General features: G+C 52.0%; 14 protein-coding genes. All 14 read right to left on the bottom strand.

Going from position 1 to position 14,235, the window contains the following annotated elements:
• The 14 genes from TREAZ_RS10070 to fliM all read right to left on the bottom strand — a co-directional run bounded on the left by TREAZ_RS10070 (window position 1) and on the right by fliM (window position 14,235).
• Window positions 1-342: a hypothetical protein gene (locus tag TREAZ_RS10070; RefSeq protein WP_015711741.1), complete on the bottom strand. Its 342-nt coding sequence runs from the start codon at window positions 340-342 to the stop codon at window positions 1-3.
• Complete coding sequence (locus TREAZ_RS10075) at window positions 323-2,287, bottom strand: FapA family protein (protein ID WP_015711742.1); 1,965 nt, start codon at window positions 2,285-2,287, stop codon at window positions 323-325. Before TREAZ_RS10075 ends, TREAZ_RS10070 begins: the two co-directional genes overlap by 20 nt.
• A gap of 13 nt (window positions 2,288-2,300) precedes the next feature.
• Window positions 2,301-3,113 (bottom strand): RNA polymerase sigma factor WhiG, encoded by an 813-nt coding sequence (whiG, locus tag TREAZ_RS10080; protein ID WP_043923038.1) that lies wholly within the window; start codon window positions 3,111-3,113, stop codon window positions 2,301-2,303.
• Between the two features lies 1 nt (window position 3,114).
• Window positions 3,115-3,834, bottom strand: a complete 720-nt coding sequence (locus TREAZ_RS10085; protein ID WP_015711744.1) for a hypothetical protein — start codon at window positions 3,832-3,834, stop codon at window positions 3,115-3,117.
• A gap of 17 nt (window positions 3,835-3,851) precedes the next feature.
• A complete protein-coding gene (locus TREAZ_RS10090; RefSeq protein ID WP_015711745.1) occupies window positions 3,852-4,787 on the bottom strand; it encodes a MinD/ParA family protein in 936 nt (311 codons plus the stop codon).
• 2 nt (window positions 4,788-4,789) lie between these two features.
• A complete protein-coding gene (gene flhF, locus TREAZ_RS10095; protein ID WP_015711746.1) occupies window positions 4,790-6,109 on the bottom strand; it encodes a flagellar biosynthesis GTPase FlhF in 1,320 nt (439 codons plus the stop codon).
• A 17-nt stretch (window positions 6,110-6,126) separates the two neighbouring features.
• Window positions 6,127-8,256, bottom strand: a complete 2,130-nt coding sequence (gene flhA, locus TREAZ_RS10100; RefSeq protein WP_015711747.1) for a flagellar biosynthesis protein FlhA — start codon at window positions 8,254-8,256, stop codon at window positions 6,127-6,129.
• Window positions 8,256-9,377: an EscU/YscU/HrcU family type III secretion system export apparatus switch protein gene (locus TREAZ_RS10105; protein ID WP_015711748.1), complete on the bottom strand. Its 1,122-nt coding sequence runs from the start codon at window positions 9,375-9,377 to the stop codon at window positions 8,256-8,258. The genes flhA and TREAZ_RS10105 overlap by 1 nt, the downstream gene beginning before the upstream one ends.
• On the bottom strand, window positions 9,374-10,189 hold the full coding sequence (fliR, locus tag TREAZ_RS10110) for a flagellar biosynthetic protein FliR (protein ID WP_015711749.1): 816 nt from the start codon (window positions 10,187-10,189) through the stop codon (window positions 9,374-9,376). Before fliR ends, TREAZ_RS10105 begins: the two co-directional genes overlap by 4 nt.
• A 13-nt stretch (window positions 10,190-10,202) precedes the next feature.
• Complete coding sequence (gene fliQ / locus TREAZ_RS10115; protein WP_015711750.1) at window positions 10,203-10,469, bottom strand: flagellar biosynthesis protein FliQ; 267 nt, start codon at window positions 10,467-10,469, stop codon at window positions 10,203-10,205.
• A gap of 13 nt (window positions 10,470-10,482) precedes the next feature.
• On the bottom strand, window positions 10,483-11,298 hold the full coding sequence (fliP, locus tag TREAZ_RS10120; RefSeq protein ID WP_015711751.1) for a flagellar type III secretion system pore protein FliP: 816 nt from the start codon (window positions 11,296-11,298) through the stop codon (window positions 10,483-10,485).
• Window position 11,299: 1 nt separating this feature from the next.
• Complete coding sequence (locus tag TREAZ_RS18465) at window positions 11,300-11,923, bottom strand: flagellar biosynthetic protein FliO (protein WP_245535017.1); 624 nt, start codon at window positions 11,921-11,923, stop codon at window positions 11,300-11,302.
• A gap of 165 nt (window positions 11,924-12,088) precedes the next feature.
• Window positions 12,089-13,207, bottom strand: a complete 1,119-nt coding sequence (gene fliN / locus TREAZ_RS10130; RefSeq protein WP_015711754.1) for a flagellar motor switch protein FliN — start codon at window positions 13,205-13,207, stop codon at window positions 12,089-12,091.
• Complete coding sequence (fliM, locus tag TREAZ_RS10135) at window positions 13,204-14,235, bottom strand: flagellar motor switch protein FliM (RefSeq protein WP_015711755.1); 1,032 nt, start codon at window positions 14,233-14,235, stop codon at window positions 13,204-13,206. Before fliM ends, fliN begins: the two co-directional genes overlap by 4 nt.

Below are 14,235 nucleotides of genomic sequence, written 5' to 3' on the forward strand. Positions count from 1 at the left end.
TTACCCGCTTATATCTATGTTGCGGCCCAGGCTGGGATCGCGGATAAGGCTGGGGTCGTCTTTTTTTTCTTCCTCTTCATCGGCCTCTTCAGGGGATTCTTTGCCGCCTTCGCCGGGGGTATAGTACTGGCGCTGTTTATCGCCGTCTTTGATTTTTTCAGCTTCTTCGCCCGTACCCTGGGCTTCGTTTACGGACTGTACCTGCTCCTCTGCCTTTTTCTGGCTATCAGCCTGCTGGAGGGCTTGCTGAATTTGGAGGCCCTCCCGCTGGTTGGCCTGGAGTTTCCCAACCTTGTCAACCTGGGTAAAAAGCGCCTGGAGATCAATTGGCTGTATAGCCATCGGGCGCCTTCTGTGACTCTTCGTCTGGTTCTTCGTACCTTGTAACCCGGACGAGATTGTCTTCGAGTATGAAAGTAACTGCGCGGTATTCGGTGCGGACATCGTTCATGGCATCCCGGATGAGTATCTTTACACCAGGGTAAACCTTGGAAGAAGCGGAAACCTTGCCCCTGACTTTTATATTGTTGAGGAATTCCTGGATCTTCGCCATATCCTCATTCACCTTCTGGAGATCCGTCGAAAGGAGGGATCTCTTGTCCATGAGCTCCCTCATATAGGCTTCTTTGTCTTCGGGCAGGGACTTCCTCTGGCGCTTTATGTTGATGAGGGTCTGGAGATTGCGCTGAATATCTTCAATCTGTTTCTCCATGTTCTCTTTGCTGACCGTGAGGGTTTCAAGCTGCACCTTGCTCTTGGGGTCTATGCCTACCTCGCAGACTGTTTCCGTGCCGCTCGTGGGGCTGCCCAGAATTTTGGCATTGATCTCCTCAGAAGCCCTGAGCCTCCCCCCGACAATGTGGGCGCGTTTGCCCTGGCAGATTATGCGTTTATAGGCATCCACCTGGGAATTGATGATGCCGTCAGAGACCACCACCATATTGCCTGATTCGACAATGGTGTTTTCGATGAACCGTGCCCATATAGAGCGGCCTGCTTTGACAATTCCCGTGTTTTTTCCGGTGATGCCCTGGTGGACTATGATATCCCCTTCTGCGTCCAGCTCGGCTTTTTCCACAGTGCCGTTGACTTCGATGTTGCCTGCGGCTTTGACGGAGAAGCCATCCTCCACGTTGCCGTTTATAATCACTGTCCCCAGGAAAATGATGTTTCCGGTTTTAAGGTTCACGTCCCCCTGAACCGTGTAGACAGGCTCCACATTAATCTTGCCGCCGACGATAATTACCTGGCCATTTATGTCCGCAATTATGGTGGCGCCGTCATCCCCCATATGCACGTTCTTGCCCAGGGGCAGAGGGTTGTCCTTGCCGTTTCTGGCGGGTATCACTTTTCCTGTTACCGTGCGGCCCACAGTCCCTGCCTCGGGGGGGATCTTCTTTGCCAGGGGCTGGTTCTCGACTACATTCTTGATGATGTTGAGATCTTTAAAGTCTATGCGGCCGTTGCTCCCTTCCCGTAGCTTAACCTTGGTCTGATCAGTTTCGAAGTTGTATTGGATATAGGAATCCCTGCCGTTCACCGGGCGGGCCCCTTCGGCTATCTGGACTTTCTCTTTATAAATGGGGCGGTCCGCAAAATCCCTGAGGTACTCCTCGCTGACCCCGAAGATCACCCGGTTATTCCTGAGAAAGCTCAAATAGGTTTCCATGGAAATATCGCAGCCTCCCATGCCAGGAGGCGTAACCGTGATAAAGGCTTTCATTTCGCCTTCTGCGATATCAACAGTAACCATGCTGTCGTTGATGGGCTTATGCTCAAAATCCCCTATGCGTATATATTCGCCTGCCGAGTCTTTGACGATTTTGGAAACCATATCTTCATCAAATTCGGTGACAGCGCGGCTCTGTATGATGCTTTCCGCATCCTGCACGCTGGCCTTTTTGCCCCTGCCCTTGGGCGGTATGGCTTTGAGGAAGACGCCGTCGGCGCTGAGGTGGATAAAGACATCCCCATCGAGGTCTTCAATTATGGGTGTTTCAAAATTATCAATGAGGCTGTCGTCGTCGTCATCTTCTTCAAGCTCTTTGGAGAGCAGGACCCGCTCATAGGCGCTGATAGTCCAGTCTTTTTTTCCGGTGCCCAAAATACCGGGGGAGCCTTTTTCTGTCACTTCGTATTCAAGACGTCTGACAGGAAGATCCAGGAGGGTTGCGGCCTCAGCCACCGCTGCCTCCAGGGTAGGGCCCGAGGCAGTTACCGTCCTGATTGTCCTATCCTGCTCCAACTGCCCCCTGACTATACCCTGAAGCCGGACAAAATCAACCATCCATCACCCCTGTTTAGACTATCCCTTTTCTGCTGTTCTTGAGCCTGGCCCTGAGGCGCATGATAGCCTTGGTATGGAGCTGGGATACCCGGGATTCGGTAACCCCAAGGACCAGGCCTATTTCTTTTAAAGTAAGATCCTCAAAATAGTAGAGGACCAGGATTTTCTTTTCGTTTTCAGGAAGCTCGCTGATGGCTTCGACGATGACCCGCTTGATTTCATCCCGTTCGGCAATCACTTCGGGGTTGAGGCTTGAGGGGGACTCTATGCTGTCCGCGATAGAGACTTTGTCGTTTTCGTCACCCGAATACCAAACCTCGTGAATAGAGATTATGGAAGCCCCCGATATCTTCATGGTGATATGCTGGAACTCTTCCTCGTTTATGCCCATCTCGCTCGCGACTTCCTGATCAGTGGCCGGCCGACCGAGTTTGCCTTCGAGGGTGCTTATGGCGTCTTCGACCTCGCGGGCCTGCTGGCGGACAGATCGGGGCACCCAGTCTGTGGACCGGAGCTCGTCAAATATGGCACCCCTGATGCGGACAACAGCGTAAGTCTTGAATTTTACATTTTTTTCAGGGTCGAATTTTTCTATGGCGTCCAGGAGCCCGAAGGTCCCAAAGCCTACAAGATCGTCAAATTCCACATTGGAGGGCATGCCGACAGCAACTTTTCCGGCAACATATTTTACCAGGGGGGCGTACTGCCTGATGAAGGTATCACGGATCTTGATATCCTTGGTCTTGCGGTACTGCTGCCAGAGTTCATCTTCTGCCTTTTGTTCCATGGAATAAACTTCCGTGTTACTCCCGGAGACCTTCCCCATATTAACCCTCTTTTTTCAAGATAGTCCGTATACCTGCAGCCAGATCCTTGGGGTTAAAATCACCCTCCATCTTTTGGCCTTTGCTGCTGGCAGACGGCTTTTTAGCCGGACTTGGGGTGGAATAATCAACCGTTTCCCCCCCGTCTTCCCCGGACTGGGGAAGGAAAGCCCCGGCAAGGCTGTCAAGATCAGGCAGCGCGTCCACCGGATCGCCAGTCCCGCTTGCAGACCCAAGCTCTGAGGCCCCAGGCCCCCGAAAAGCTTCCGATATACCGTTATCATTATAACTATTTTGCGCCTCTTGATCCAGACCCGGGAATTCCAGGGAGGCATTGTTCCTCTGCCGGGGGGCGGCGGGGAGATTTTTGGCCAAATCCGTGATATTGCCCAAATTATCTTCCGAATCGTCGGGCTGGGCATAGTTTGAAGGGATCGCAGGGGCTGACGGAACGGATGCCTGGCCGGGAAAACCTGCCTCCGAAATATCGACCCTTGAGCCGGGGTAATCCAAATCCTCGCCTGAATCATGGGAATCCAAGAGTTCCGGCAGGAAGCGGCTTACCAGCATATTGATCAGGGCCGAAATGATGAAAAAAAGAACAGCAAAAAGGAGGGGGCGCAGAAGGATGGCCGGAAAGGCGGCATGGCTAAAAACGCCCACCAGGAGGGAAATAAAAAATGCAGCCCCTGCCGCAATTGCCCCGGCTTTTACATCAAACACCTGCTATGCCCCTTTTTCTAAGCCTTGCCGAAAAGGCGTTTCAGCATGGAACCAAAGCCCCCGCTTTCCCTAAGCTCGCTCTTCTCCATGCGGCCCACAATATGCTGAATGCAAAGGGAAGCCTTGCACTTGGGGTCTATGATCATGAAGGGCTTCTGCCTCAGCACCGCCTGGGACACGGTGGCATCATCGTAAATATAGCCCAGATAATCCACCTTGAGGTTAAGGAACTGGCCTGCGATTGTGGTCATGCGATCGGATACCTTCTTGGCCTCTGCGGCGCTCTTCACCCGGTTCACCACAAGCTTAAGCCCCATGTTGAGGTTATCATACTCCGTGGCGATGATCTTGATGATGCCGTATGCGTCGGTGATGGCAGTCGGCTCAGGGGTGGTGATGATCACCGCATCGTCGGCGGCTGCAATAAAATCGAGCACATTGCTCGACACCCCCGCTGAAGTATCTATGATGATAATATCCGCATTGGAAAGGGTTTCGAGCTCCTCGATAAAATTCTGCCTCTCCTCCTCGGTAAGGTTGGCAATTTTAGAGAAGCCCGAAGCCCCTGCCACTATGGAAATACCGTAATTTGTTTCCACCATGATTTCCTTCATGGTCTTTTGCTTGCGTATCACATGGTACAGGTTGTACTTGGGGATCATGTTGAGCATGACATTCACGTTGGCAAGGCCCAGATCCGCATCCATGACCACTACCTTTTTCCCAAGCCGTGCATAAGCCAGCGCCATGTTGACCGAAACATTGGTCTTCCCCACCCCGCCTTTGCCGCTGGTAACGGTGATGATCCTGGTCTTGCCGTTCTTGGATTTGACAACAGGGGCAGGCCTTGCCTCAGCAACGCGTGCGGAAGCTTCTGCAGCGGAGGGTTCCGTTTTTGCTTCGCTGGTTTTCTGCCTCATTATTTCCCGCAGTTTTTCTGCCTGATCTTCCATTGTTATCTCCATTGCCTCATTTGATCGTTATCGTTATAAGGAAACTTTTGTTCAAGCTTTGTCCGGTTTACCCTGAAACCTTCGAGGTTGGCAAGAAGCTGTATCACCGATGCCCTGCGTATATCCGCAGGCACTTTTTGGCCATTGGTAATATACGAGACGGACTTCTGCTTTTCTGACAGTATCCCTATCACATTCCCTGACCTTATGGTCTCGTCCAATTTGGTGATAACCACGGAATGGTAATTGAAAGGCTCAAACTGCTGGAGTATTTCTTTTATGTCGCTCGATTTGGTGCCCGCGGATATAGCCAGGTGTATTTCCGCGCTGGAACCGCAGGCATTGAGGAGCTGCTTCATTTCGCCCAGCTTGACCATATCCCGGGGGCTTTTGCCGATGGTATCTATAAGTATGAGGTCGGTGCCATCCGAATGGAGGGCAATGGTTTTTTTTAGCTCGTCATGGTCTTCGACTGCATAGCAGGGGAATTCCAGGATTTTGCCATAAGCTTCCAGCTGCTGCTTTGCCCCTATCCTGAATGTGTCTATGGTGATAAGGGCAACCTGCTTGATACGTTTGCCATTGTTGTCGATGCCATAATTGGCCGCAAGTTTTGCAATGGTGGTGGTCTTTCCCACCCCTGTAGGCCCAACCAGTATGATGATGCGGGGGAGGCGATGGAATTTTTCTTCTTTATAAATCGTAATGCTTTCGCCTATCCATTCCAGGGCTTTGTCCTGGACCGCATCATAATCGTTCAGGGCATCAATGGAGAATTCCTTTTTTGCCCTGCCCAAAATCATGGCCCTATAGCTTGCGGAAAAATCATTCAACACTAAAACTTCTTCAAGCTGTTTTAAGGTGGGGTGTTCGTCCTGGGCTGACGGCAAAGCCTGGGCTTCCATCCTTTCCTTGATTCCCAATACTTCCTTCAGGACTTGCTGGATAGCAGGATCGCTGCGGCCCGCAGCTGCCAAAACTTTCTTTTTTTCTTCTTCAAAATCCAGGGGTTCTTTATATGAGGGAGTTTTTGCGGTGCTTTCCCTGGCCGGGGCTTTGCGGGGATAATCGGAAGGGGAATATTCCATGCTACCTATGGTAGCACTACCGTTAACAGTAGCAAAGCTGTTCATGGTTTTTACATACGCCGGCGGTATGGGGCCTGAAACCTCCACGCCTTCTTTGGGGAAAAGACCAAAAAGGCCGCCACGCAGGATGACTGTCTTCCGTAAAACAATATTGGCCCTGTCGCCGTATTTTTCCCAAACTTTTCTGCAAGCCTCGTCATAGGTTTCGGCCTGTTCAACAAAAAACTGCTGCATCCATCTCCCCCTTTTTGTTATTCCAGCCGGATTACGCCAATTGATTCAACCGTAAAGTCCTGTACGATTTCAGGAACCGAAATGACTGCTACCTCGGGCAGCTCCCTGTCCATGGCGGTCTTGACAAGATACCGGGCCGATTCTGAGCAAAGCACCACCGGCATATAGCCCTGCTTGCGCACCGCAGACACCGAGCGGGTTAACGCGCTTATCCATGCCTTGTGGAGGTTTGGCTCCAGGGCTGCAAAACTTTCTCCCGAATTGTTCTGCGCCCGGCTTTCCATAACTTTTTGCTCCAGCGCCGGATCAAGGGTAAGCACATGGAGGCGCCTGTCATCGTCAGAGTATTGGAGGCATATCTGGCTTCCCAGGGCCTGCCTGGATTTTTCAATAAGAAAACGCGTGTCCTTGGTAAGGTGGCAGAAATCCGCCAGGGCTTCCATAATTGAAACCATGTTGCGTATAGACACCTGCTCCTTCAAAAGGCCCTGCAGCACCTTCTGGACATCGCCAAGGACCAGCAAATTATCACTCCGCTGGTTGAGGGGCGACACTGCTTCGTCCACCACGGCGGAATAATCTTTCCTGAGCCCATCCAAAATAGCTTTGGTCGCCTGGCGGTCGAGAATCTCCGAGGCATGGCGTTTGATGATTTCTGTCAGGTGGGTAGCGATAATCGAAGGGGGATCGACCACCGTGTAGCCTGCCCGTTCAGCCTCGTCCCGCTTGTCTTCGCTTACCCAAAGGGCAGGAAGCCCAAAGGCGGGGTCTTTGGTTTTTTCGCCGGGCAATTCTTCTTTTACGGTTCCCGGATTTATGCAGAGATAGTATCCCATGCGTATGGAACCCTTCCCCACATCAACTCCGCGTATCTTGAAACAGTATTCTGATGAGCCCAAAAGCATATTGTCGATGATACGGATCTTGGGAATCATTATGCCGAGATCCAGGGCGGTCTGCCTCCGCACACCCTGCACCCTTTCGAGAAGTTCCGCGCCCTTGTCTTTATCAACCAGGGGTATGAGGCCGAAGCCAAGTTCCAGGGAAAAGGGATCCAGCGGCTCCAGGTGACTCGCTTCGGCGGGTTCCTCTTTGGCCTTCTTGATATCCGCTGTTTTGGCCATCATATCATCAAAATTGGCTTTTTTCTTCCTGGCCTGGCCCACGCGGAAAGAATAAAAGCCAAGAAGCGCAGCCATGGGGAACAGCACATATTTGGGGAAGCCGGGCAAAAGCCCTATGCCGAAAAGGGCTGTTCCGGCCCAGGCATAAATTCTGGCATTCTGGGAAAACTGGTGGGCAACCTGCTCTGTAAGATCCCCTGTGGCTGCTGCCCTCGAAACCACTATGCCCATGGCAACAGAAATAAGCAGGGCAGGTATTTGCGAAATGAGCCCGTCGCCGACTGCAAAGGAAACATAAGTCCCGGCGGTGGTCATAATGTTTTCGCCATTAAGGGTACCGCCTATTATGATGCCGCCGAGAATATTCACCACCGTGATAATTATCCCAACTATTACATTGCCGGAAATGAATTTGCTGGCGCCGTCCATGGAACCGTAAAAATCGGTTTCCCTCTGGAGGGATTCTTTGCGGGAGAGCATTTCCTTCTGATCGATATGGCCGGAATTGAATTCCGCATCTATTGCCATCTGCTTGCCCGGCATGCTGTCGAGGGTAAACCTGGCAGCCACTTCCGAAATGCGGGTGGCGCCTTTGGTAATGACCAGGGCCTGCACAATGATAATAACAATAAAAATGATGAACCCTGTTACAAGCCCTTTCATTTCGCCTGAACCGACTACAAATGTGGCAAAAGCCTTGATCATCCTGCCGTCAAAACGTGCGCCCTGGGTAAGGATAAGTTTTGTGGAGGCCACATTCAGGGCCAGGCTGAATACAGTCACCAATAAAAGGCTTACCGGAAAAAGCGTAAAGTCCGTGGGTTTCTTGATTGTGAGCACCGTAAACAGTATGACAAGGGATATGAGAAGATTGATGGACATGAGGGAATCCAGCATTACTGTTGGCAGAGGCACGATGAACATGCCGAGCACGCCTATTACGGCTGCAGGAATAAACATATCCCGCACATTTACAGTTCCATGTTTCTTTTGGCCGCTATCGGGCCTTACAACATCAGCCATTAGGCCTCCATTCTCTCAGCCCGTGGCTGATTTTTATCTTTGATGAAGAACGCCCTCAGAAGCAGGGCTGTGACCTGCCAGTATTTGACAGGAATAATATCGCCCACTTCGGTTTCAGCGTAGAGGGCCCTGGTCAAGGGAGGATGGCGGGCTATGGGAACCCCGTTTGCCTTGGCTATTTCCCTGATGCGCATAGCCAAATCGTCCTCCCCTTTGGCAATAACCTTGGGGCCTTTCATCTCGAGGTTGTATTCCAGGGCTACCGAATAATGGGTAGGGTTCGTGATCACCACGTCTGCCTGTGGAACCTTGTTCAGCATGTCCCTGGTGAGAAGATCCCGGTAACGGGCCCTGAGCCTTGAACGGATTAAGGGATCTCCCTCATCCTGTTTCAATTCTTCCTTGGCCTGTTCCTTGGTCATCTTTAAAGATTCCTTGAACTGCCACTTCTGATAGATGAAGTCGGGTATGGACAGGGCAAGCAGCAGTATTGCAGAAATAATGAGCATCCTGCCCGCCATGGAAGCTATCAATGTTACACTGGTCCAGAGATCGGCCTTTTGCAAATTCGCAAGCTCGTTTATCCTACCGCTGATAGTGAGATAGGCAACCACGCCTATAACCGCCATTTTGAATATGTTTTTTGCAAGGTTAAAAAGGCCTTCCCCGGAGAAAATAAAAGCCTTTTTAAAAAACCGCCCGAAATGGGGGATTATTTTCTTGAAATCAGGGGTCAGGGGCTTGGCGGTAAAGAAAAGGCCGGTCTGTATCAAATTGGAAAAAAAGGCCGCTACAACAGCTATTGCCAGTACGGGCCATGTGAGCCTCAAAAAATAATTCAGGAAAATACCGGCGGCGATCTTGTCGTTTATGGGATCTATCTCGTTGACACGGGTAAAGAAAAACCGGAGCATTTCCGCGCAGGTCCTGAGCATGCCAGGGGCCAGGAAGAAAATTGCCACCGCGACCATGAGCAAGCCCAATGCGCCTATAAAATCCTGGCTCTTGGCAACCCGGCCTTCTTCCCTCGCCTTGCGGTAGGTTACCTCGGTGGGGTCCTGGGTCCTGCCCTCGTCTTCCGCGGCAAACCACTGGAGGTCTATCTGCCATTCATTGCTCATGACGTGCCTCCTATCCTGGTTCCTATCCGGATGTAGAGGGTTTCTATATTTGCAAAACCCGCGTCAATGACCCTGCCGAAAGCCTCAGTCATAAAAGGCAGGGTTGCATAAATGAGGAGGAAGGCAACGGTGATTGAAATGGGGAAGCCTTCTGAAAGTATATTTATCTGGGGAGCTGCTTTTGAGATAAGCCCTGTCGCAAGGGATGTGAGAAAGAGAGTTCCCAATATGGGCATGGAAATAACCATGGCGTCAAGGAAAAGCCGCGAAAGGCCCGCTAAAAGCATTACTACTATATTTTCCCTGCCTGTAACCAGGCTCATTGCATTGATGGTTTGAAGGGAGCGCCAAAAGCCTCCCAGAAAAAGCTCCCTGAAGCCGTTAAGGGTAACAAACACCAGCATGGCAACCAGGTTCAAATACTGGCCCATGAGGGGGTTTTCAATCTGCGACAAAGGATCGAAAGTTTCGGAAGCGCCGAAGCCCATCTGAAGGGAGAAGAATTGCCCTGCTGTGGAGAAGGCTGCAAAAATAATGGTGAGATAAAACCCAATGATGATGCCAATAAGAGCCTCGCCAAAAACCAGGAATATGAAGCTCAAGCCGAAGGGCGCCAATACCCATTCCCTTACCAGGGCAGAGGGGAAAGCGGCATAGGCCGCAAAACCGGCAAGCGAAACTTTCGCTATTTGCGGAATGGAGTCCGAAGACAGAAGGGGCGCAGTCTCGATCATGGCCAGAGCCCTGACTGCAATGAGGAGGAAGGCCGGCGCGGCGGCTAAAATTTCGCTCAAAATCCTGTCTTCTATCATGCTCTTTTCTTTGCTACCTCATATCAGGAATTGTACGGAAAAGATTCACCGTATATTCCCCCAGGGATGTAAACATCCAGCCGCCCAAAAGGAACAGCACCAAAAGTATAACGAACACCTTTGGCACAAGAGTCAGGGTCTGCTCCTGTATGGAAGAGACAGCCTGAAAAACCGCCACCAAAAGCCCCACAATGAGAGCGGAGAGAAGGATAGGGGCGGCCAAAATAACCGTTTCAAGTATGCCCCCCCTGAGGAGGCCGACAATTTCACCTATGCTCATCCATCACCCCTGTTCACGCAAAAGAACGGATTATCTGTTCCGTCAAAAGCCCCCACCCATCCACCAAAATAAAAAGGATGAGCTTGAACGGCATGGATATCATAACCGGGGGCAGCATGATCATACCCATGGACATGAGGGCGCTTGCCACCACCATGTCTATTACAATAAAGGGAATAAAGAGAAGTATCCCTATCTTAAAAGCCACGGTCAGCTCATTCAGGATAAATGCGGGAATAAGCACATAGGTAGGCACGTCCGCCAGCGTGTTGGGCCTTGCCAGCCCACGCATGTCCATAAAGAGGCGTATGTTTCGGGTATTGTTCCCAATCTGTCTATACATGAAGATCCGCAAAGGCGCCTCGGCTTCCCGGTAAGCCCCTTCCACGGAAAGCTCCCCCGCCGCCAGGGGCCTGAAGGAATTTTCGTAGATGGTCTGGAAAGTGGGCCACATGATAAAAAGGGTCAGGAAAAAACTGATTCCAAGCAGCACCTGGTTGGGAGGAACCTGTTGGAGGGAAAGCGCCCTTTTAATAAAATCAAGGACAATGGAAATCCTCAGGAAACTGGTCATCAAAATAATGATGCTCGGGGCAAGGGAAAGCACCGTGAGGAGCAGAAGAAGCTGAAGGGAAAAAGCCACTTCCTGCCCCGAATCAGGGTTCCTGATGGTCAGGTCGATAAAAGGGACCCCCGTATTGGGCAGCGGATCAGGTATGCTCATAGTCCCCGGCGTGGACATATCGGGGAAAGGCAAGGTCTGCGCCCCCAGGGGCAGAAGGGAAGCAAAAAGAAGCAAAATTCCGGAAAAAGCCAAAACTTTTTTCATGCTAGAGCCCTCTAAGCCTGTCACGCTGCTTGCGCAGGGCTTCGGCATGGGCACTATGCTTGCCCTGGGCGCCGCGCCCCAGCTTTCCCAGGAGGGAACGGAAATCCAAAAACAGGTTGGGCTTGGCTTCGGCAGCCTTGCGGGCATCATCAAGGAGCATGGCTTCCAGGGCCTCGGGCTCATCAATCTCCGATATGAGCGAAACCCCCGCGTCCCCTCCCCCCACAAGCCAGGCTTTTGATCCCACCGAAACCACAGCGGCAAAAGCGCCGCCCCCCAAAGGCGCGCTGGCCAGCACCTTAAGATGGGGATCCTTTGCTTCAGAAGGCCGGGCAAGGCGCTTGACAAAAAACACCACCCCGTAAATCGCCAATGCGGCCAGGGCAAGCACCAGCACCATGCGCACAACGACCCAGGCCGAAGCAGGGTTCTGATTCGTGCTGGAAGGGAGATCTTCGCCTAATATTATGGAGTCCTCCCCAAACGCCAACGCGGACTGTTCCAGCCCGGATTGCTGCTCCTGCGCCGATAATGAGGATGAAATAAAAATGAGGCCCGCGGCAGCCAAGAGCGCCGCAGTTAAAAAAACGTGTTTAACGTTCAGTTTTTCCCCTCCCAAGTACAAACTGACCTAATTCATTATATTACAATAAATAAAGATATGCAATAGGCAAAAATAGTAAAATATGCATACTGCGGTTAGGGTAAAAAAAAAGAGGACACTGTTCCCAGTATCCTCTGTGCACGGCCTTGTCTGTATAACTAAAAAAGCAAAGCTTCCTATAAAGCCTTAACCCATTTCGCTCATGCGTTCCATGGGGGAGACTATTTCGGTTACCCGGACGCCGAAGTTTTCATCAATGACCACCACTTCGCCTTTGGCTATGAGTTTGTGGTTGACCAGGATGTCTACAGGTTCGCCGGCGAGCTTGTCCAGTTCGATGATAGTGCCTTCGCCCATGCCCAGGATGTCTTTGATGAGCTTGCGGGTGCGGCCAAGTTCTACGGTCATCTCCATGTAAACATCCATGATGAGGCCGATGTTGCCTGATTCCTGGGACGAAGCCCGGGGCATGAGGTTGGGGAACTGGACTGACTGAACATTGGCGGGAGCGCCCATATTGGGCATCATGCCGCCGCCCATGCCCATACCCATATTGGGCATCATGCCGGACATGTCCATGCCGTTCATGTTATTGCTCATAACCGGAGCTGCCTGGGGTGCGGCCGCAGGGGCGGCGCCGCCGTTCAAGGCGCGGGCGATTTCTGAGGCTACAGGCCCGCCCAGGATTTCCCAGATTTGGCGAGGCTTGGCGTCGCCTAAGTCAAGGGTATAAGCCGCGCTGGCAAAAGTGCCTCCGGGAAGGGCCGCCACAGCCTTGGCTATATTGGCGCCTTCAGGGGTAACGGCCTGTATGGATTTATTGCCTGTTTTGTTGGTCAGGGCTGTTATTTCAGTGCCTGTGAATTGGGAGACCAGCTCGTTGATGATGGACATGGCCATATCGTCGAGTTCAATGTTTTCTTCTTTATTGGCAAGGCCGGCTATGGCTTTTGCGGTATCCTCGGGGATGATGAAAAGATGCTCGCCGGGGAATCCTGAGTTGAAATCGGCTTTGACCACGGTGACCGTGTCGGGGAGCTGTCCGAGGAGGGTTTCACGGTTGGTGAAATTCACCTGGATGCCTTTGAACGACGCGGAAGATGCGGTGATCATGGCTATATTGGAAGATTCGGAGTCCAGATTCGAGGAAAGGAAGGATTGCAGGGCTTTGCGCTCGTCTTCCGAGCCGCCGCCGGGGGCTGTTGCAGTTGCCGTGGAAGCCGGTGAAGGGCTTCCCATGCCTGACGAATCCACCCCTGCCAACAGTGCGTCTATTTCATCCTGCGAAAGTGCGCCATCGCTCATAATGATTCCTCCCCTTCTGTCGTCAGCTCTTCAAATTCATCCTGATCAAGCTCGGCGATCTTTTTGATAACCTGGACCGCCATCTTTTTGCCAATGACCCCGGGGCGGCACAGGAACTTCTTTTTGCTGCCGATGTTCAGGGAATAGGGGTCGCCAATCCGGGTATTGTAAAGCCGCACCACATCCCCCACATTGAGGGAAAGCACATCCCGGACAGGGACATTTATTTTTCCTATTTCGGCTACTACATTAACATCGACTGTTGCGAGCTTGTCCTTTAGCACATTCAGGTTCTCGGTGGTGGCGCCCCTGCGCACAGAGGAGTACCAGAACTGGGCGGAGAGCTTTCCGATGATAGGCTCTATAGTGAGGTAGGGGATGCAGAAGTTCATCATCCCTTCCACATCGCCGACTTTTGTTTCGAGGGTTACAAGGACCACCATTTCCGTGGGGGGTACAATCTGGGCGAACTGGGGATTGGTGTCGATCTGGCCCAAACGGGGGCGGAGGTCGATGACCGTGGTCCAGGCTTCCCGCATATTTCCCAAAATGCGGACTATGATGCCCTCCATGACAGAGGTCTCGATATCGGTCAATTCATGCTGGGATTTGGTGCCTTCGCCGGTGCCTCCGAAAAGGCGGTCTATAATGGAGAAGGTTACGGCAGGGTCGATTTCCAGGATGGCGTTGCCTTTAAGGGGGTCCATGTTGATGATTGCCAGGGTTGTGGGGGTCGGGATTGAACGGATGAATTCTTCGTAGGTGAGCTGATCGACAGAGGCCACGTGAACGTGGACCATGGAACGGAGCTGGGCGGAAAGGCTCGTGGTGGTTAAACGGGCAAAGGTCTCGTGCATGATCGAGACCGTGCGAATCTGCTCTTTTGAGAATTTGTCGGGGCGTTTGAAGTCATAGATCTTGATCTTCCGGGTATCGGCGGCAGGCTTGAACCCCTCGGGCTCAGGCTCGCCTGCGTTTATCGCGGTTAATAGCTGATCTATCTCATCCTGGGACAGTACTTCTGTCAC

It is taken from the genome of Leadbettera azotonutricia ZAS-9 (assembly GCF_000214355.1).
Lineage (GTDB): Bacteria > Spirochaetota > Spirochaetia > Treponematales > Breznakiellaceae > Leadbettera > Leadbettera azotonutricia.

Excerpts from the sequence above, each read along its gene's own strand:
- fliR (WP_015711749.1), bottom strand. The coding sequence starts at position 10,189 with ATGATAGAAGACAGGATTTTGAGCGAAATTTTAGCCGCCGCGCCGGCC.
- flhA (WP_015711747.1), bottom strand. The coding sequence starts at position 8,256 with ATGGCTGATGTTGTAAGGCCCGATAGCGGCCAAAAGAAACATGGAACT.
- TREAZ_RS10075 (WP_015711742.1), bottom strand. The coding sequence starts at position 2,287 with ATGGTTGATTTTGTCCGGCTTCAGGGTATAGTCAGGGGGCAGTTGGAG.
- whiG (WP_043923038.1), bottom strand. The coding sequence starts at position 3,113 with ATGGGGAAGGTCTCCGGGAGTAACACGGAAGTTTATTCCATGGAACAA.
- flhF (WP_015711746.1), bottom strand. The coding sequence starts at position 6,109 with ATGCAGCAGTTTTTTGTTGAACAGGCCGAAACCTATGACGAGGCTTGC.
- fliN (WP_015711754.1), bottom strand. The coding sequence starts at position 13,207 with ATGAGCGATGGCGCACTTTCGCAGGATGAAATAGACGCACTGTTGGCA.
- TREAZ_RS10090 (WP_015711745.1), bottom strand. The coding sequence starts at position 4,787 with ATGGAAGATCAGGCAGAAAAACTGCGGGAAATAATGAGGCAGAAAACC.
- TREAZ_RS10070 (WP_015711741.1), bottom strand. The coding sequence starts at position 342 with ATGGCTATACAGCCAATTGATCTCCAGGCGCTTTTTACCCAGGTTGAC.
- TREAZ_RS10105 (WP_015711748.1), bottom strand. The coding sequence starts at position 9,377 with ATGAGCAATGAATGGCAGATAGACCTCCAGTGGTTTGCCGCGGAAGAC.
- fliQ (WP_015711750.1), bottom strand. The coding sequence starts at position 10,469 with ATGAGCATAGGTGAAATTGTCGGCCTCCTCAGGGGGGGCATACTTGAA.
- fliP (WP_015711751.1), bottom strand. The coding sequence starts at position 11,298 with ATGAAAAAAGTTTTGGCTTTTTCCGGAATTTTGCTTCTTTTTGCTTCC.